The sequence below is a fragment of the Kitasatospora sp. NPDC057015 genome, from assembly GCF_042673745.1.
Lineage (GTDB): Bacteria > Actinomycetota > Actinomycetes > Streptomycetales > Streptomycetaceae > Kitasatospora.
In genome coordinates this window covers 1-17,637 of sequence record NZ_JBHUSG010000071.1, presented here as the reverse complement: position 1 = coordinate 17,637, position 17,637 = coordinate 1, and the positions used below count along the sequence as shown (strand labels likewise).

21 protein-coding genes and 3 pseudogenes are annotated in these 17,637 nt (G+C 68.8%); 15 read left to right on the top strand and 9 right to left on the bottom strand.

All coding sequences use genetic code 11. From position 1 onward, the window contains the following. Nucleotides 1–118: 118 nt before the first annotated feature. Nucleotides 119–475: a hypothetical protein gene (locus ACFTWP_RS38645; protein ID WP_380269843.1), complete on the top strand. Its 357-nt coding sequence runs from the start codon at nucleotides 119–121 to the stop codon at nucleotides 473–475. Between the two features lie 67 nt (nucleotides 476–542). On the opposite strand, the gene ACFTWP_RS38640 is transcribed toward ACFTWP_RS38645, so the two are convergent. Then, entirely contained in the window at nucleotides 543–815 is a 273-nt protein-coding gene (locus tag ACFTWP_RS38640) for a hypothetical protein (protein ID WP_380269842.1), read from the bottom strand. Nucleotides 816–1,064: 249 nt separating this feature from the next. Here ACFTWP_RS38640 and ACFTWP_RS38635 point away from each other — a divergent pair, with 249 nt between their 5' ends. Then, nucleotides 1,065–1,307, top strand: a complete 243-nt coding sequence (locus tag ACFTWP_RS38635; protein ID WP_380269841.1) for a hypothetical protein — start codon at nucleotides 1,065–1,067, stop codon at nucleotides 1,305–1,307. A 5-nt stretch (nucleotides 1,308–1,312) separates the two neighbouring features. Here the strand turns inward: ACFTWP_RS38635 and ACFTWP_RS38630 are convergent. Next, nucleotides 1,313–1,579: pseudogene (locus ACFTWP_RS38630) on the bottom strand (transposase); the annotation flags it as partial. A 772-nt stretch (nucleotides 1,580–2,351) separates the two neighbouring features. Here ACFTWP_RS38630 and ACFTWP_RS38625 point away from each other — a divergent pair. Next, the gene (locus ACFTWP_RS38625; protein WP_380269840.1) at nucleotides 2,352–2,645 is read left to right on the top strand and encodes a hypothetical protein; all 294 of its coding nucleotides are present in this window, start codon (nucleotides 2,352–2,354) and stop codon (nucleotides 2,643–2,645) included. 76 nt (nucleotides 2,646–2,721) lie between these two features. Next, nucleotides 2,722–3,696, top strand: coding sequence for a hypothetical protein (locus tag ACFTWP_RS38620; RefSeq protein ID WP_380269839.1), 975 nt, complete (start codon nucleotides 2,722–2,724; stop codon nucleotides 3,694–3,696). Nucleotides 3,697–3,958: 262 nt separating this feature from the next. On the opposite strand, the pseudogene ACFTWP_RS38615 reads toward ACFTWP_RS38620, so the two are convergent. Together ACFTWP_RS38615 and ACFTWP_RS38610 are read right to left on the bottom strand one after the other, a co-directional pair. Beyond that, nucleotides 3,959–4,165: pseudogene (locus tag ACFTWP_RS38615) on the bottom strand (TniB family NTP-binding protein); the annotation flags it as partial. Nucleotides 4,166–4,292: 127 nt separating this feature from the next. After that, on the bottom strand, nucleotides 4,293–4,826 hold the full coding sequence (locus tag ACFTWP_RS38610; RefSeq protein ID WP_380269838.1) for a hypothetical protein: 534 nt from the start codon (nucleotides 4,824–4,826) through the stop codon (nucleotides 4,293–4,295). Between the two features lie 56 nt (nucleotides 4,827–4,882). Here ACFTWP_RS38610 and ACFTWP_RS38605 point away from each other — a divergent pair, with 56 nt between their 5' ends. Continuing rightward, nucleotides 4,883–5,338 (top strand): hypothetical protein, encoded by a 456-nt coding sequence (locus tag ACFTWP_RS38605; protein WP_380269837.1) that lies wholly within the window; start codon nucleotides 4,883–4,885, stop codon nucleotides 5,336–5,338. Here the strand turns inward: ACFTWP_RS38605 and ACFTWP_RS38600 are convergent. The 3 genes from ACFTWP_RS38600 to ACFTWP_RS38590 form a co-directional block, all read right to left on the bottom strand. Continuing rightward, nucleotides 5,307–6,623: an acyl-CoA thioesterase/BAAT N-terminal domain-containing protein gene (locus ACFTWP_RS38600; RefSeq protein ID WP_380269836.1), complete on the bottom strand. Its 1,317-nt coding sequence runs from the start codon at nucleotides 6,621–6,623 to the stop codon at nucleotides 5,307–5,309. The genes ACFTWP_RS38605 and ACFTWP_RS38600 overlap by 32 nt on opposite strands. Before the next feature lie 262 nt (nucleotides 6,624–6,885). Then, a complete protein-coding gene (locus tag ACFTWP_RS38595; protein ID WP_380269835.1) occupies nucleotides 6,886–7,143 on the bottom strand; it encodes a hypothetical protein in 258 nt (85 codons plus the stop codon). Nucleotides 7,144–7,777: 634 nt separating this feature from the next. Further along, nucleotides 7,778–7,948 (bottom strand): hypothetical protein, encoded by a 171-nt coding sequence (locus tag ACFTWP_RS38590; protein ID WP_380269834.1) that lies wholly within the window; start codon nucleotides 7,946–7,948, stop codon nucleotides 7,778–7,780. Between the two features lie 692 nt (nucleotides 7,949–8,640). On the opposite strand from ACFTWP_RS38590, the gene ACFTWP_RS38585 reads away from it, so the two are divergent. From ACFTWP_RS38585 to ACFTWP_RS38560, 6 genes are all read left to right on the top strand, one after another. Next, nucleotides 8,641–8,793 carry a hypothetical protein gene (locus ACFTWP_RS38585; protein WP_380269833.1) on the top strand — a complete coding sequence of 51 codons (153 nt, stop codon included), beginning with the start codon at nucleotides 8,641–8,643 and terminating at the stop codon, nucleotides 8,791–8,793. Nucleotides 8,794–9,459: 666 nt separating this feature from the next. Further along, nucleotides 9,460–9,633 carry a hypothetical protein gene (locus tag ACFTWP_RS38580; RefSeq protein WP_380269832.1) on the top strand — a complete coding sequence of 58 codons (174 nt, stop codon included), beginning with the start codon at nucleotides 9,460–9,462 and terminating at the stop codon, nucleotides 9,631–9,633. 97 nt (nucleotides 9,634–9,730) lie between these two features. Continuing rightward, entirely contained in the window at nucleotides 9,731–9,907 is a 177-nt protein-coding gene (locus ACFTWP_RS38575) for a hypothetical protein (protein WP_380269831.1), read from the top strand. A gap of 644 nt (nucleotides 9,908–10,551) precedes the next feature. Further along, the gene (locus ACFTWP_RS38570; RefSeq protein ID WP_380269830.1) at nucleotides 10,552–11,217 is read left to right on the top strand and encodes a hypothetical protein; all 666 of its coding nucleotides are present in this window, start codon (nucleotides 10,552–10,554) and stop codon (nucleotides 11,215–11,217) included. A gap of 272 nt (nucleotides 11,218–11,489) precedes the next feature. After that, entirely contained in the window at nucleotides 11,490–11,672 is a 183-nt protein-coding gene (locus tag ACFTWP_RS38565) for a hypothetical protein (protein WP_380269829.1), read from the top strand. A 211-nt stretch (nucleotides 11,673–11,883) separates the two neighbouring features. Further along, nucleotides 11,884–12,381 (top strand): hypothetical protein, encoded by a 498-nt coding sequence (locus ACFTWP_RS38560; RefSeq protein WP_380269828.1) that lies wholly within the window; start codon nucleotides 11,884–11,886, stop codon nucleotides 12,379–12,381. An 8-nt stretch (nucleotides 12,382–12,389) separates the two neighbouring features. Here ACFTWP_RS38560 and ACFTWP_RS38555 read toward each other — a convergent pair. After that, nucleotides 12,390–12,686 (bottom strand): annotated as a pseudogene (locus tag ACFTWP_RS38555) (transposase); the annotation flags it as partial. Between the two features lie 122 nt (nucleotides 12,687–12,808). Between ACFTWP_RS38555 and ACFTWP_RS38550 the strand changes: the two are divergent. Next, the gene (locus tag ACFTWP_RS38550; protein WP_380269826.1) at nucleotides 12,809–13,474 is read left to right on the top strand and encodes an SMI1/KNR4 family protein; all 666 of its coding nucleotides are present in this window, start codon (nucleotides 12,809–12,811) and stop codon (nucleotides 13,472–13,474) included. Between the two features lie 272 nt (nucleotides 13,475–13,746). Then, nucleotides 13,747–14,805 (top strand): hypothetical protein, encoded by a 1,059-nt coding sequence (locus tag ACFTWP_RS38545; protein WP_380269825.1) that lies wholly within the window; start codon nucleotides 13,747–13,749, stop codon nucleotides 14,803–14,805. Nucleotides 14,806–14,874: 69 nt separating this feature from the next. On the opposite strand, the gene ACFTWP_RS38540 is transcribed toward ACFTWP_RS38545, so the two are convergent. Further along, a complete protein-coding gene (locus ACFTWP_RS38540; RefSeq protein WP_380269824.1) occupies nucleotides 14,875–15,192 on the bottom strand; it encodes an immunity 53 family protein in 318 nt (105 codons plus the stop codon). Between the two features lie 73 nt (nucleotides 15,193–15,265). Here ACFTWP_RS38540 and ACFTWP_RS38535 point away from each other — a divergent pair, with 73 nt between their 5' ends. Both ACFTWP_RS38535 and ACFTWP_RS38530 read left to right on the top strand, forming a co-directional pair. Then, nucleotides 15,266–16,402, top strand: a complete 1,137-nt coding sequence (locus ACFTWP_RS38535) for an IS630 family transposase (protein ID WP_380269865.1) — start codon at nucleotides 15,266–15,268, stop codon at nucleotides 16,400–16,402. A gap of 319 nt (nucleotides 16,403–16,721) precedes the next feature. After that, nucleotides 16,722–17,210, top strand: coding sequence for a hypothetical protein (locus ACFTWP_RS38530; protein ID WP_380269823.1), 489 nt, complete (start codon nucleotides 16,722–16,724; stop codon nucleotides 17,208–17,210). Nucleotides 17,211–17,637: the final 427 nt, after the last annotated feature.

Here is a 17,637-nt window from a genome sequence, read left to right as displayed (position 1 = left end):
ACTTGTCAATCGGCCAAGGTCGCATGTCAGAGGACGCGGGCGGCCGCTGTTGACCCGTCGCAACGGAGTTGACGGGTCTCATCGGAGTGTGACGTCGCAGGTCAGATATGGTGCGGGCATGACCGAGGGCCTTCCTTCCGATGTGGCAGACGTGCTCGACGTCCTTCTCAGCGGCGACGATCCGACGCACCTGGCACTCCGCGCCCAGGTACCGCATCTGCGCGTGCGAGAGCGTTGTAGGTGCGGGTGCGGTACGGCCTACTTCGAGCTCGACACGACTGCCGTCGAGCCGGCACCGTCCGGACCGAGCACGGTGGTGGCTGCCGGCGCCCAGATCTGCACCGAGAACGGTGACTGCCCCGGCGAAGTCCTGGTCTTCGCCCAGGCCGGCTACCTCTCCTGGCTGGAGGTCTGTTCCTGGAGCGACGACACCGAGGTCACTCTGGCCCTGGCCCGGCGAGCCCTGCGCCGCTGACGCCGGAGTACCTGGCTGTGGACTCGTGACCGTTGTCCGGCCGTCGAGAGCGGGCAGGCCCCGTACTTCAGGTCTCCTCGACCAACCCGCAGGCGTCCGGGAACGCCTCCAGGAACTCTCGCCGCCCTGGGTCGGCCTCGGCTTCGGCCAGACCCCCGATCGCCAGCAGGAGCCGGTCGAGCTGCTCGGACGGCAGCCTCTTGAGCACCGAGGCGACGTCCTCCATCACCTTCACCGCGCAGTCGGGATCCACCTCGTCGTCATCGCAGCCGTCGAGAAACCGGATGGTGTCGACGAGAAGCCCGGCGAGGACAGGTACCAGCGGGTCGATGACGGTCATCCGAACACCCTAATCCGGGCCGATCCGCACGCTCGCGGCACCGGTCAAACGTCGGTGAGACGGGTCTGGTCGCCCTGGTCCCGGCTGCTGCTGGTGCGTCAGTGTCCTCCGACAGACGATCTTGACCGATTACCATTCGATCTTGACCACGAGGGTTCCTGTCACCTGACTTGACCGGCAACGTGCCCCTATGTGTTTGGTCAAGGGGCGGCGAGTATGTTCGGGTCGTCCTGACTGAGGTCGAGATTCATGGGGGTGCGTGTGGATGGGGACCTAACGATCAGGCTCAACGGTGATGAGGCACTGGTGCTGTCGCACTGGCTGGAGCGTCTGCAGATGACGGACCTCAGTCGCATGGTGGACGATCCGGCGGTCTGGGCTCCGATCCACAGGATCGCCGGAACGCTGGACAAGGCGCTTGGCGAGCTGTTCGCCCCGGACTACGACCGGCGGCTCGCGGCCGCTCGGCAGCGCCTGCTTCCTGAGGATTGATCGTTTCACGGGGCGGCTGTGACAGGTTGAGGTTCGTAGAGCGTTCCGTCGCGGAGCATGGCGAACAGGACGTCGACCCGGCGTCTGGCCAGGAGGGCCTGGGTGTGCCGTCTGCCCTGGTTGATCTTCTTGTCGTAGTAGGCCCGGGAGGCCGGGTCGCCGAGTGAGGCGAACGCGGCCAGGAAGAACGCCCGTTTCAGCTGCTTGTTGCCCCGGCGGGAGGGTTGCTCGCCACGTCTGGAGGAACCGGAACTGGGGGCGGCGGGGCGGAGCACTTCCTGCGTCCTGGACCAGAGCGACCTCCCGCTCCGCCCCGCCAGCCGTGGCGGCCGCCACCGAGCCACGGACAAAGTCGCCCACTCGCGCGCCCGCCGGCAGCTCTCGGTGTGAAGGCTTGGTCGGCCACCAGGTCCGCAGCGCGCATCACCCTCCTCCACGTGGCGTTCGGTATGGCACAGCCCAGGCTTGCAGGGAGGTGGACGGGCGCGCGGGTGAGTTGCAGAGCCGCTACAGCCGGGGGTCTGTGCGGGGCGCTGGGTCCCGGGCTCGCTGTCTACGCGGAGGAGGTAGTGCTCGACTGCGGGATGTCGGTGTCCACCTTCTACGACTCCTTCGCCGGGGCTGACCATGCTCAGGCGGACTGGGAACCCTGGACTGACCCGCTGTCGCGTCGGCCGATCTCGGCGAGTGCGATCCAGAGGGCTCCGAGCTCCGAGCCCGCCTGTGCGGACCCTCATGACCGGCATCCGGCCAAAACAGCTATCGGGAGCGTCGGATGCCGATCGCCAGACATGTGCCTAAAAGGATGATAAGCCACCCGTCGTCCTCGCGGTTTGTAGTGGTGCAGCCGGTGAGGTGGACACAAAGTAGTGGCCAAATTCTAATGTTTACGAAAAAATAGTATGTCTGCGTTGATGTAGGCGAAGTAGATTTCCACCAGAGCACTGGCCACCGGGGTCAGGGCTTTCGAGGGGAAATAATCAAATGAAGCTTGCACAGCGGATTGCGGCTGTTGCCGTGACCACGGCCACGCTCGCCGGCGGCATGACTGTCATGGCTACCAACGCGAGTGCAGAAACCAGCACCAACGGCGGCGGCCTCGTGGTCACCAGCATCAACAACGGCTACGACGCCTACTACTCCGCGAGCTCCTCAAGGACCGTCCGATTCAAGCTGGAGTGCCGCGACAGCACGTACTACTACGACAACGGCTTCTTCAATGCCGCCGCCGGCTCGGGCTACTCCTTCTTCTTCGGCGTGGGTTCCGGGAAGGGTTGCAGGCTCCAGCTCATGAACACGTCGTACGGCGTGATCACTCAGACCGGCTATGTCGCCTGAGACTTTTGACCATCGAGGCCGCGCCGCTATCCAGCGGCGCGGCCTCTAGCGATGTAGACGAGGCGGATATTCACCCATGAAAATTTTTGCCCTTCTTTCCCTACCCCTTGTTTTCGCCTCAATTCCGCTCGCGCAGGCCGCACCTCCATCGGATGTTCCGCGTGCCGAGCTGCGCGGCCTCGTAGAGAACGTCATCCAGGCCGATGGGTACCGCTACCAGGCCAAGGACAGCGCGGGGCGGTCCATGGATGCCGCAAAGATCATCCAGGATGGGACCGGCAGCTACCTGGCCGTCTACCACACCATGCGGCCCGACGGACGTTTTCACGCGGCCATCGCGGTCTCTTCTGACCTTCTTGACTGGACGTTCGCTCAGGATTTCGGCGTCGGCAGTTCCCAGCCGACGATCAGCCCTCTCGCGAATGGGGGGTATGTGGTTGCTTGGGAGCAGGACCCGAGCAACCACATTGCGGTGCGTTACTACAGCAGCCGGGCGAACCTCCTCGCGGGTTCGTCCTCCCGCCAGTTTGATGCTCCGCGGTCTCTGTCTTCCTGCTCGGAAGGGACGCCCAATATCTACTCGGTCACCCTGAGTCCCGATATCGATCACTCGGTCATCGACATCGGGGGACACTACTACGCCAACTGCAATGTAGACCGTCAGATGCGCGCGAAGCTCACGAACTTCTCCTCATGGTCGGCGTCGTCCCAGTCGAACTTCGACAATGCCCTCTTGTACTGGGGTGTTCAGGGGAATATCGGAGACCGGGATTCCGTGAGCTTCAAGGGTTTTCCCTTCGGGTTGATCGAGGGGCAGTACGAGAAGAACCATTTTGAATCCTGGCGGACGTTCATCTATGACTACACGACGGGGAATGCCGACCAGACGAGTATCCATACGCATGCCGGAAGTGTTGCTTTCGCCAATCCGAGCATCACCAGGGTCAAGACTCCCGCAGGCGCAGATGCTCTTCTTGTCAGCCTTTTCATTCCCTCCGAGGGTGCCGCCAGTGGGGAATCCGGTCAGCTTATCTACTTCCGCAAGTACTGAGGCAGGTCGTGAACCGCCGGGGCAGGGCCCGCCTGATTTGGGAGGGGGCACGTGGCTCGGCCGGCTCCCGGTTCGGACGGTCCGAGGACTCTGATCAGCCGGCTCGCCTCAAGGAGCCGCTGCCAGAGGGCTGGATCCGGAAGTGGCTAAGCCGTCTCATCGCGTGCGTTCGTCGGCGGGCGGAGCTGCCCCGAGGCTCCTGGGGCGGCTCTCGCCCGCTCGGATCGACTGCTCGTACCGGGGCGTGTGTGCTGTCTGCTCAGCCGCTGAATAGGGCCGTGGTGGTGACGTCGATGCCGGCGTAGACGAACGTCGCACCGATCTGTTCGGTGAGGTCCTTGAGGAGGTCGGCTGCTTCGGCGCCGGTGGTGGTGCGGGGGTTGAGGCGGTGGATCTCGTCGATCAGCACCAGACGGACGCCGGCGGTGTTGTAGGTGTGGGTGACGGCCTGCATGAGCTGGGCCTGGGTCGCGGCGCACCCACCGCAGACCGTCCCGGTGACCGGGCGGCACAGCCACGCCGCGGCGCCGACGGATCACCGCTCCCATCCAGGCGATCAGCGGCCCGCCGAAGTCCACTGCGGCCAGCGGCCCCAGTCACGGGCGCCCCACCCGCTCACCCAGCCGCCGGCAGAACGCCCCGTCCGCGGGCCGTGCCCGAGGCCGCCCGGCCCCGCTGTCCCGCCACACCAACTCGGCCATCCCCGGATCCAGCAGCGCCCACGCGACCTCCAGCACCTCCGGGAAGACCGCCGCATCCCGCGCCACCACCCGCCACCACCAGAAATCCCCGCCCGCGTCCCCACCCGCCAGGGCGTGCAGCCGTGCGGGCCACACCCGCTCGTCCGGCCACTCCAACGCCAGATCCCACCACCGGCACACCACCGCATAGGCCAAGGCGAACACCTCCCCAGGCCCCACCCCCGCCCGCACCGCAAGCTGAGCCACCCGCACCCACCGCCGCTGCGCCTCGACGATCTCCGGCAGGCCGCGCAGATCCAGGTACTCCAGCGCCTGGTCGGCGTCCGCGTCCAGCAGCCACCGGCCGTGCCGTGCGCACATCTCCAGCGAGGCGCGTACCGCACCACCTGCACCGCAGCCCCGGTCCGCCCCGTCGTGCACAATCGGCATCCGAACGCCACCGGCCCCACCGCCGCGCCGCTTCCCACGATCCCGGCGCGGCCGAGATGCTCGACGTGATCTGGGACGAGGTCATCACCGACCTCGGCTCCGACTACGACACCTACTCCTACGTCACCCACATCGGCTTCGCCGCCCGAAACACCGTTCTGTGCAACCAAGTTGGCCCCGGATGGAACCGTCCCTCCGGGGCCAACGCGCGTTTTCGGGTCCCGCGTCAGCGGCGGCGGGACCGCTGCCGCCGCTCCCGCCGCGCTGCTGGCGCCGGCTCGCTCAGCGTGCCCCGCGGGGTCGTATCGGTCGCGTGGGTCGGGGTGGGGGCGTACACCGGTGGTGGCGAGATCTGCGACGGCGAGGTCGTCCGCACCCACGACGAAGCGATGGAAGAGGAGGAGGCCGCGCAGGACCAGGAGGGCCTGGAGGCCGGGGAAGACCAGGGCGAGGACACCGAAGGCCAGGACGAGTACGACGTCAGCTGCCGCGCAGTCCTGAGAGGAGCGTGAGCACCTGGGCCCACCCCGCCGCCTGTGCGGCGGCGTTCCCGGCACGGGTGCCGCCGAAGTTCGTGGTGCGCTTGGTAGCTGCGCTGCCCAGGGTGGTGTCCGCGGCGAGGTAGGGGAAGGTGCCGACGAGGTGGCCCGCGTCGGGGTAGACGATCGCCTGGTGCGGATGGGGGTTCTGCGCGAGATCGAGTGCCTTCACCAGTTGGCCCGCCCAGTTCGCGGAAGGCCAGATCCTGTCGTCGGCGCCGGCGATCGCCAGCAGCGGACCGTCGAGCTTGTCGAGCGGGATCGTGCCGGTCGGCACTGGCCTGCCGTGAAGGGTCCAGGCGGTCGGCCCGCTCGGGAATCCGGGGTTGACCTGGGCCGAGGGTGCGTAGACCACGGCACCGTGGACCAGCGCCGGGTAGTCCTCGGCCAGCAGGAGAGCGGCTTCGCTGCCGCGCGAGTAGCCCAGGGCGAGGAGCTGTGCGGGGTCGACCTCCGGTTGGGCGGCCAACAGGCGCGCGGCGTCGGCGAAGTACTCCAGCGGGACGTCCTGCAGGGTGGGCGGCAGCCCGGGCAGCCCGAAGTATCCCAGGGCCAGGGCCGGATATCCGTGGGAGGCGAGCAGCGCCGCTGTGAGGTTCTGGCCTGTGCCCCCCTCGGAGCCGCCGAAGGCCAGGACCGCGGGCCGGCGGGCCGTCCCGGACGGGGGGAGGAAGAGCTCGCCCGCGATGCCGTCCTGTGCCGGGGTCAACTCGCGGGCGGTGACGCCGTCGGCCAGCCAGTGGCGTTCCAGCACCCGGACGGCCTGCTGTCGTCCGCCGGTTTCGACTGCCAGGCGGACCTGGTAGTAACCCTGGAGCTGGGGGAACTTGGGTACGAAGGCTGTTGTGGCGGCGTCCGCGGGGGGTTCCATCGACCAGAACAGGCCCATGCCGTCGACGCCCTGGTAGGAGCCGGAGCGCGGGGCAGTGGTGGCGAGGTCGACGGCGCCCTGCGGGTCGGCCACGAAGGCGGCGTGCGCCTGCCAGCTGTTCGCCCGGTAGTCCGAGGCCTGCGTGGTGACGGTCACCTCCGCTCCCGGCGCGAGCCCGGTGATCCGCACCCGGACCGCCTGATCCGCAAGCGCCTCCGGTTGGTCGACCTCGATCGCGACCGCGTCGGAACCCGAAATGGCTCTGTCATGCCCACCGGTGCAGCCGCTTACCGTGACACCGGTCAGCGCCAGCACGACTGCCGCCGCCCACCTCCTGACCGAACGACTCCTGGCCACGTCGCTATCCTCCCCCGATGACGGTGACATTCTCATATGGTCCAGACCAATGGTCAAGGCCGTTCGGGGCGCACAAGGGGCATGCCTGGACCATCAGCGGAGAGGGCGGATGCCCTTCGGCGGTGCCGCTGTGCGAGGTCACGACATAGCGTTGGCCGCGGATGCTGAAGCCCTTGCCCTTCCTTGGAGCCGCCCTTGGCCGGGTCGACGGTGCTGGCATCCCCGGCAGGCCCGCCGCGCCGCTCACCGTGCCCGCTGACAGGCCCAGGCCCGCCCAGGACGGCAGGGCCGCCTAGCGGGCCTGTTCCTTGGGGCAGACCTCTGCGAGCAGGTCCAGCAGGTACTCCGCCACCTGCCCGGCCTCGCCGGCCTGCACCCACGTGTAGACGGCGGTGTGAGCCTGCGCGTCGACCCTCTGCAGGACGTACCCGTCCACCAGCGCGCCGCCCGCGCTCAGCCGTTCGTGGGCCAGGATCTGCCGGGGCCGGCCTTCCTCCTCGACACCTCGACGTCCCCGGCGTCCGGGCAGTCCCGCAGCTGGTGCACCCACTGGGCTGGCATGCCGACCATTCTCCCCCGGGCGCAGGCGCTCCCTGCCTCGCCCGCATCACTGCAGAGGCCGCCCCGGGCCGCCCCAACTGGCCGGTTGGGCGTTCCACGTAGCCACCGCCGTGGGTACCACCGCAGGCACCACCGTAGACACCACGGCCCCCTCGCGGCGCTGCCGCCGTTTCCGCAGCTCAGCGCCCACTGTCAGGGGACCGGAAATCCAGACAGCCCCTGATCCTGGTCGCTTTCCTGGTTGTGGGTGGTCGGTTTGGTCGGTCGGGGTTTGGCCCTGCTGGGGGGCTGTGGGTTGGTGGTGGCGTCCGGCAGGTGCCGGCCGCGCCGGACGGGCGGGCCGCAGCCCGCCGCCCCCGGTTGCCGATGCTTGGGCGCAGGCCGTGCCGACGGCCCTTCCTGCGGCGTGCCACGGCCCCGGCCGCTGGTGCGGTCCGGGGCCGGGGTCGTAGAGGGTCAGGCGGCGTCCTGAGGCTTGCGCCTGGCGCCGGCCTTGGTGCGGGGGTCTTCGTGCCAGCTGCGGCCGGCCGCCGCCGACGGTGCGGCCGGAGGCCGGGTTCTTGCTCCACCAGTTCCACCCACCCACTCTCCGCCCGGCCCACCGCCATCCGCCTGCGCGGGCGTCAGACCTTGGTCGCGTCCATCAGGGCGAGCCCGGCGAGCGCGACCACGGCGGAGACCGAGACCGTGATCCGCTGCCACCGCACCCAGTTCGCCCAGCCCCGCTCACACTTGCTGCCGATCATCATCCCGACGCCCCCCGCCATGAAGGTGCCCAGCGCGAACCACATCATGACCAGCAGCGTAGCCACGGACCGGCCGGCGGTCATCGGAACCGGACGAGCCACCTGCGTGCCGCACCACGCGACGGACTGCCGCAGGCCACCGTCCAACGGCTTGGGCCGTGATTGGCGGGTGTCGGCGTCCTTGATCTGCAAAGCGCCGTCAGGCTGCTGAGCGCTCCAACGATGGCAGTAATCAACGCGACCACCTGATCATGCTGACGGAGCGTGATCACTGTGTCCATTCCGCGTTACGGGAGCAGCGCGCAGTTGGGCTGCACGGGGACTGGGAACTGGCACTCAGCGCGCGATTGGGGCCGAGGCCAGCCACATTCGGGTGCCCGACGAACCGATCTGCTGTCGAAGCAGCGTCCGACGGCGGCTGGCCACGCCGCGGCCCCGGCCGCTGAAGTGGTCCAGGTCGGGCCGTCGCCGCGATGCCTGTGCGGGCGGCAGGCCGTGACCACCGATGCGGGATCCCGTGCGGAGCACCGCGATACTTCCGTCATGCACAACGCCTCCCATCCGGTGCTCGGGCAGGTGCCGTTCCCGTTCCCCGACGGACGGTTCCCGCACGATCGCGGCGCGGTGGTCCAGCGCACTGTCGCGGAAGGCATCTGCCGGCGCTCGTCGTCGTCCACGACAGAGACGACTGGAAGGCCGGGGACGGCGTCAACGACCCGAACCTGCCCGATGCCAGCGGCGTGTACTGCCTCGCCTCCCTGGTGCAGGACGACGCCACCCTCGCCGGCACAGCCGCCCTGCAGCGAGGCTTCGCTGCCTACCGGGACGGCCCGAGCCTGCCATGGAGCATCGAACTGTTCAGCTTCGACGACGACGATGAAGCCTCAGGCTGACTACCTGCACCTCCCGGCTCTGGAGCGCTTCCGGTCCGGCCCTTCCCGAGGGGCCAGCCGCACCTGTGCCCCGGACTCGCCCGGATCGGCGTGAACGAATTGTCATCCGGCGAAGTCTGCGATGACGCAACGCGGCCGACCGCCGTCTCGCGCACTGCAGGCGTGGTGATCTGGGACTGCCGCCGGGGCCGGTATGGGGTCAGCCGGGGTGCTTGCGGGCGGGGTCCAACGCCCGGCATGGCCCGTCGGGCCATGCCGGGCAGGCTGGCTACCGCCGACGCAGGGCCGTCGGAACCACGACGCCAGCCCCCGAGCCGCCCGCGCAGCCGGCTGCCGCCGCGCCCGCGCTCCCGCCGGGAGTCCTGGCGACCGCCGCCGAGGACGAGCCCACCGGCCCCCGCCGCCGGGTCCTGGAGCTCGCCGACGCCCTCGCCGCCTACTTCTACGCCCGCACCCTCGACGACGGCGACCCCACTCGCGCCTTCGAATCGGCGCTTCGAAAACATGACGCCTCCGGGCGGGACAACCGGGAGCGTCCCCGGCCCCACCGGCGGGACAACCACATCCGTCGCCGCACTCGGCCTGGCGCCGGCCCCGACGCCCGGGCCGATTACGGATCGCTTCGAAAGTCGGCCGACCGCGGCCGAGCTGGAGGAGGCCCAGCGCATGCTGTCCAGCCCGCAGTTGCTCGCCCGCGTCTCGCCCCGGCTGCGCAACGACGTCGACCGTCCCGTCCCCGTGCCCGGTGCCGCGAGGATCGCCGCTACGCCCGCCGGCCCGCAGCCGCAGCGGTCGGCCGCCCGCGAGCGTCTGGCGGCCGCGTCCGGCGACTCCCTATGAGCGGGGCTTCGGGGACTGCGACGACCTCCTGGCGCTCCCGCAGCTCGGCCCGGGCTGGGAGCTCGCCGGCTGGAAGGACAATCGCCTCGCGTACTACGTGGTCTACGACGGGGGGATCGTCGGCTGGGTGGAGATCGGCATCGGCGCCATCCCGCGCTGGGCCGCCATCACCGACCGCCAGTTCCTGGTCGACGCCACCACGGGGGAGCCGCTGTTCCACGCCAGCCCGGAACTCGCGCCCCGCACCGTCCGTCAGGCCCATCTCGCACGCTGACCCCGCCGCCGAGGTGAAGGCGGTGCGCACCACCCACCGATCCTCCCCGTGCCGCGTTTGGCCGCCGGTCTGGCTCCTGGGGTGGGTGTGGGAACTGCGCCGGGCCCACGAGGGCCGATGTGCCCGGGGCGCCTTCATCGACGGCCGCCTCGTCGTCGGCGCAACCGACGGCAGGTTCGTCCTCTCCGCGGAGTCGCACTGCGCCGTCTCTTCCTGCACGTCGCCCTCAGTCGCCACTTCGCCTGATCCGCGACGCCAACGCGCCCGGCCGTTCTTCGGGTGGGCACCTTGATGGACCATCAAGGTGCCCACCCATGCCTTGGTGGCCCCCGCCGGGGGACCTTGACGGTGCAGGTCAAGTCACATTCCGGCCCTGGCCAGGCCCCGGTTGTCAGGCATGGCGTCAGGGTGTGCGGCGGGCGGCACCGCGCCGCCGCGTGGTCATCGACGGCGGCGGCTGCGACTGGCACGACGCTGAACCCTGGACCGGAGCCGTTCCACGTGGCAGCAGGGTGATCTGGCTCCAGTGGGGATCGGTCGAGCCTGGTTTATCACCCGAATGGACTGTGATTCGTATTCGAAGCGTTACGCAGGGTGACCTACGATCATGATCACTGGTTCCATCGACCCCGAAAGGGACGTCCATGCGCAGACGAATCGTACTTTCCGCCGTACTCGCCGCCGCTTCTCTGATCACTGGTGGCGGGGTACTCGCCGTCCCGGCAGCCGCCTCCGGCACCCGCGCTGTGGGTGACCTGAAGATCGGCAGCGTGATCCAGCTTCAGAACCAGTACGGCGCCGGGAGCTACCTGGACACCTACGGCTACGGCACCGCACCCGGCTCCAAGTACGCCGTGTCCACCACGGACGACGCCAGCCGCATCACCTACTCCACCAGCCGCTGGCAGGTCGTCTCCGCCACCGGCCGCCCCCCCGGCAGCGATGTCCTCAGCGGCGACAGCATCTACCTGGTCAACCAGTACTTCGGCGATGGAACCAGCGGCGGCTACCTGGACGTCAACGGCTTCTCCAACGTGCCCACCGCCTGGTACAGCGTCTCCACCACCGCGACCAAGGACCGTGACGGCGACAGCGGCAAGTGGCGCATCACCGCCGCGGACTCCTCCCCGCAGGACGGACTCATCCGCAACGGCAACACCGTGCACCTTCAGAGCCAGTACGGCGGCAACGGCGGCTTCCTGGACACCAACGGCTTCAACCCCACCGGCAACAAGTACGGGGTCTCGACCAACCCCTACTGGAACCGATCCGGCGCGAACACCGCCACTTGGAAGGTCCTCGTGCCGTAGCACGCCGCGATACCCGGAAGATCACCGAAGGATCGGTCTCCGCGGGATGGTGGCCCGCGCCCAGCCCCGCCGCAGACGAGGCCGGCCCCTCGCGCGCGACGGCGAGGGGCCGGCCTCGGTGGTCCGGTAGTGAGCTACGACCCCGAGGGCGGCACCGGCCGTCACCGCAAGCCCCGCCCGCCCATGCCGCCCGGGTCGCCCGTTGCGCTCGACTGGAGCTGCCGCTGCGGGCTGCACCCGGCCCCCGACGACGGCGGCCCGACGATCCCGCCGTGCGTGCCCTGCTCCCCAAGCCCGCCCCGACGCCGCTCCCACCCGAGGGGCCGCCCGCCCGGCACCGCCGGCCGCGTCTGGAGGACCCGGTGCCCGAGGGCACCGTCTCGCGTCACGAGGCCCGCGGCCGCAAGCACCACCGCGAGTGCCACGCCCTGTCCGGGGACGGCGGGACCGGCTGATTCACCAGCGCGCGAGACACGGCCGTCCGGCGGAGCAGCCCCTCGACGTCCAGGCCGGCCCGGCCCGGCCCCGCCCGTCCGGCCGCCGGGCGGCTGTGTAGATGAACACGGGTTCTGGTTCAACTTCTGTGGAGCGGTCACGCTCTGTAACCTCCCAGGGCTGGATGGCCCTTCATGGCTCGTTGACAGACCTGTTTGGGATCATGCCCGCATGGATTTCGACCTCGCCCCACCAAACGGCGTTGGCCCGTTGCGGATCGGCACGAATCGGCACTCGGCCGACGCGGCGCTGGACTCGCTCCGCGATCTCTCCGCGGTCCCGGAGTCCGACCGGCCGGGGCAGCACGTCTTCCGCCCCAGTGGACTGATGATCAGCATCCACTGCACGCGAGACATGCTCGAAGCCATTGAGCTCGGAAGGCCGTCGACTCGGACCGACCGGGTCATCTTCCGGGGCCTGGACGTGTTCGCGATCCCGGCCCGCGAGCTGGTGCACCGCATGGGCGAATACACCTCGATCGAGGCAGACCCCGACGACCCGGCGTCTTTCGTCGCACCGGACCTGCTCCTGAGCTTCTGGCGCCCATTCGCGGCCGACGACGAGCCAGAGGAAGAGCAGGGCTACTACTTCAGCTCGGTCTTGCTGGCACGGCCCGGCTACTACGACACCCCGGCGCAGGCTGCGGAGCGACTCCATCAGAGCGCGTGACCGTCACGTCACGACGCCAACAGGACTCGTTTCCGCAGCAGGTCGAAGCCGGCATGACCGTACAGCTGGTGCTTGATCATTTCGATCCGGTTGACATGGCCTTCGACGACGCCGGAGCTCCACGGCAGTGTCAGGCCGGCGGTGACGGCGGCGAGATCTCGTCCGAGGCCGTTGACGAAGGCGTGGAGGCTGGGCAGGTCGTCGGCGCGGACCGCCGTGATCCACTGCGGGAGCCGGTCACCCTGGAGCTGGGTGAGCATCTTCCCGAACGCGCGGACGTGCCCGGCGAGCGCATCCAGCCAGGGTGTAGGCGGACCAGACTGAGTCAATCACGAAGCGTGATTGGCGTCGCCGGAGTGATGCCGCGTCGGAGTCGTCGCCTACCATGCAGCTTCCGACGGGCCGCCGGCTGGCAGGAGGGTAGGCGATGACCGAGGCATGGAACCGGCTAAGAGCGCTCATGGGAGAGCCGGCGTACACCCCGGCACGGGTTCCATGGGAGCTGGCGCCCGTCGATCTGGGCGTCCAACTGCCATCGGATTACCGGGCGTTCATCGACCTCTATGGCGGGGTGAACCTGAACGGCGAGTGGGGTGTGTTCACACCGAAGAGGAACTCACGCTTCCCCGACGTGCCGGGCGGAATGGCGGGATGGCGCATCGAGGCCGACATCGACCTTCGCGATCAGGTCGAAGGCGAGGAGCAGTGGTGGGACCAGCAGGACCCCACCCCGGTGTTCCCAGACCCCGGCGGCCTGCTGCCCTGGGGCTGGAACAGCAACCACAACCAGTGCTGCTGGCTGACAACCGGTCCGGACCCTGAGCAGTGGCCGGTGACGGTGTTCTACGACGACCGACTCGACCGCTTCGGCGGTGGCTTCGCGGAATTCCTGCTAACCGTGCTGACCGGCAGTTACGCCGCGGAGGCCGAGTTGCTGGTACGCGCCAACCCTGAAGTGTGGGGGCCTCCGCTGCCTCGCCCTCTCTGGTCGCCCGGCGATGACTGGGAGGGCACGAACTGGGGCCTTGGATGGGGTATCGAAGGCTTTCTCACCGAGCCCGGATCTACGGAGATGCCCTGGGTCAGGAAGTGACGCTCTGCGGGATCTTGCGGACGTGGGCCAGCGATGGGGCCGACTCGCATGAGGCCGGCAATACTCACCGTCACCTCGTCACAGAAGTTGGACCAGAACCCGAGAACGGGCAGCAGGTGTTCACCACCTCGGGAGGCACCCGCCACATCCAGGATCCGAACAGTGGCGCTTCGCATCGTGGTAGGGCACGGCCTCTCGCAGCGGATCAAAAACACGTTGGCCCGTCTGCCGCAGGGCTGCAATGATGCCCCCATTTCTTTGGCGGAGGACATTTGTTCGTTTTCGTGTGCGCTGGGTGTGGCGCCAGGCTGACCAACCCGCTGTCCCAGGTAGAGCTGCCGGCCCATGCCCATCAGAAGTACGGGAACGGGATTCAGCTCCCGGTTCTCATGGAGTCGGGCACGTTCGCCGTGATTCCAGACGAGGCGGCAGTCCGCGGCATCCCCACTCCGGTCTACGCCTTGTCCGAGGCACCCGGCACCATCGTCATCGCACCCGGGGATACCCACGGCACCGTGCTCGTTCCGGAGCAAGCCGGCGGCTACTGCTGCGGCCTCGACTGGGGTGACGGCCCCAACATGGCTTGCGAGGTGTGCGGCCTGCCCGTGGCTAACCGCATTGATGACTGCTCGCTCTGGCAGGCGGTCTGGCTCGCGCCGGACGCCGTTCACCGCCTGCCCGACGGTGGCGCCGACACCACACTCCTCTCCTGGGCGGAGCTATTGGCGGAGGGGAAAGTCACGCCTCCGAGTGTGCCGATCACCAGATGGGGCTCGCTGCTTGGGCTGGACCACTGGTGGTCATGGAACCCGCAGTGGGAGGCGGCGGCCGGCCGGGCGCTGGCCCACCTGCTGGCCGCATCGGACGGCCGGCAGGTGGTTGTCCCGCATGGCCTGACCGCAGAAGTGTTCCAACGTGCCCTGGATGCCCTGCTTCCCGCTGTTCAGCCGGCGCGACGCGCCGTCCTGGCCGGCCCCGGACTGCCCGTCCCCGATACGGACGCCGACATGTTGATCGTGCCGACCCACCCGCAGACGGGGGAACTCTGGAGCCCGGGCGGCCCGGAGGCATCGGCATACCCTGTGCCGCTGCCGTTCGGGGTGTGGATGTGGATGGCCTTCCCCAAGCCACACCTCCGCCTCCCCGCGTCAGGGACCATGCCCGACGGCGTCCTCCGCGACGACCCACTCCCGCCGCGTCCCCACCGGCTGTTCCGAGTCGACCCGGGAACCTTCGAGCACACGCTGGTCCGGTTGCCGGCTGTCCGCAGCCCGTGGCTGCGCGAGATCCTGGAGAACCTCACGCACCACCTGCGCGCCGGCCTCTTCTAGTGCTCCGACCGCATAGGTTCACCGGCTCGGGGTGGTGTCCGGAGGTGGAGGTATCGGGTTGGGGCCGTCCTACCGTTCGTTGGGGGTGTTCTCCATCGCCCACCTGCGGAAGAGGACGAGTACCTCGGTGAGGTTGCCTGGTCCGCATGCGGCGTCGAAGGTCATGTCGGAGGTCCGGGCCATGACCCAGTCATTCTTGCTGCGTTTGAGGTCCTGGCGGGGGAAGCCGTGTCTCTCCAGGTCGGTGTCCTCCAGGTCGATGCGGACGGACCAGCCGGGGTTGTCGAGCGTCTCGATCTTGACACCCCATTCGTGCTCCCAGTCCTCGTTGCACTGTGCGGAGTACCAGGCCTGCAGCCACTCCAAGACGTTCTCGGCTTCGTTCATGGCACGAGATGCTAGGTCAGTCGCGAGTCCAGGGCCGGACCGCGGATGGCACAACTTGCCCTGGGGGGTCGTGATGGCCGAGCCGGTGCGTGTGCGAAGACTGACCGATCAGGAGGGGCAGCGGCTGCAGCAGATCGTGCGGCGGGGCAGCACCTGTTCGGTGCGCTACCGGCGCGCGATGATGCTGTTGGCCTCCGCCGGCGGCAACCGCGCGGTCATTGCCCAACTCGTGCAGGCGGACGAGGACACGGTGCGCGACGTCATCCACCGCTTGAACGAGATCGGCCTGGCCGCACTGGACCCTCAGTGGGCGGGAGGCCGTCCCTGCCTACTCAGCCCTGACGACGAGGACTGCGTCATCAAGACGGCCACCACCCGCCCTGCCAAGCTGGGCCAGCCCTTCACCCGCTGGTCACTGCGCAAACTCGCCGCCTACCTGCGGAAAGTCCACGGCCGCGTCATCCGCATCGGCCGCGAGGCCCTGCGCTGCCTGCTCGCCCGACGCAGCGTCACCTTCCAACGCGCCAGGACGTGGAACACCAGGACGTGGAAGAAGGAGTCCGCCGACCCCCAACGCGAAGCCAAACTGGACCGGATCGAACACGTGCTGGAGCACTTCCCCGATCGGGTGTTCGCCTTCGAGGAATTCGGCCCGCTGGGAATCCGTCCCACCGCAGGCTCCTGCTGGGCTGCCCAGACCAAGCCCGACCGCATCCCGGCGACCTACCACCGTACCCACGGCGTCACCTACTTCCACGGCTGCTACTCCATCGGCGACGACACCCTGTGGGGCGTCAACCGCCGCCACAAGGGCTCTGCCCAGTCCCTGGCCGCGCTGAGATCGATCCGTGCGGCCCGACCCGACGGCGCACCCATCTACGTGATCATGGACCACCTGTCCGCCCACAAGGGGGCGAAGGTCCGAGCCTGGGCCAGGAAGAACCGGGTCGAACCGTGCTTCACCCCGACCAACGCCTCCTGGGCGAACCTGATCGAAGCACACTTCGGACCCCTGCGGCAGTTCCCCCTGGCCAGCTCGAACCACCCCAGCCACACCGTCCAGACCCGTGAGCTGCACCGCTACCTGCGCTGGCGCAATGCCAACGCCCGTCACCGCGATGTCCTCGCCGCCGAACGGAAGGAACGCGCCCGCATCCGCAGCGCGAAAGCCATCTGCTGGGGTGGACGCCCCCTCGCCGACGCAGCCTGACCCCAAGCCGGTGAACCTATGCGGTCAGAGCACCAGTGGGCCAACTTTGCAGGCTGGGTGGCCAGACTGTGCGACGCTGCTGGCCAGCGCCTCTCACCCTGCTGATCAGCGCACGTACGGTAGGCGCGAGCAGTGTGTCACCGGCCGCCCGAAGTGCGACGACCGCGTCACGCCGGTGCGAACGAAAGGCAGGAAACCCATGGAAGCAGGCGCGGAGCAGTTGGTGGACTTGGGTGCGCTCTCGGCCGCGTGGCAGGTTCGCTGGGGGACGTGCCATCCGGTTGGGCACCTCCTGCTGGGGGCGTTCAGAGAGCGGTGGGTGCGTTTTCATTACCTGCCGGGCTCGAAGCGCTACCCCGACAGCGAGGCCGAGTACCGCCTTCTTCTCCAGCGGCAGCACACGGTCCTCACCGACCTGGACGCCCCGGCCGAACTCACGGTCATCACCTGCGGGTGGAACACGGACGACCAGACGGAGCCGGTCGATCGCAGCCCCGAGCTGGAAGCCGTCGCACCCGGCACGTACTGGCGCACGGTCATGGAGGACGACCACCTCGCCCCGGAGTTCCAGGTCCGCACGCACCTCTACGCCGGCCAGGTGGCCAACATGTCGCGGACACTGGACCCACTGCTGCGCGCGATCGCCGACGAGGTGACGATCGGGGTCATCCTCGCCCCGCCGGGCCTGGACTGGCTCGTGCACCCCTACGACGGCGGGATCGACATCATCACCGCGACCGTGGCAGAACGCGACGAGCTTAAAGGCCGGCATCCCGACTGGCTGTCGTCACACCCGCAGGGCTACTGAAGCATCCGTCCCACCATGGGCCGCTCCGCCACCCTGGCCAACTACGACGCACCGTTTGGCCAACCAACATGCAAAGGCACAATCCCGCAGACGGCCCGTACGCGGCTCCGCACGGCTACCGTGTGAGCAGCGACCTCCGGGTGTCTGGCGGGCCCGTGAAGGGCTGTCAAGGTGCCGGTGAGGGCCCTGCGGGGCCGGGTGGCGCTCCCGGTGCAATTCCCGGTGAACCTCCCGGTGAGGCACCACACCGCCAACGGACCCGTTCTGCGAGGTCAGCGCCCGTTTTCCGGCCCCCGCGAAAACCCCGGCAACCCCCCTGTACCCTTGTCTTGCTAGTGTGACGCACCGCAAATCACGAGGGCAACTATGACCTTGATGGCTGGCTGTCCGGGTTGATCTTGGCGAGGTAGTCGGCGAGGGACCTGAG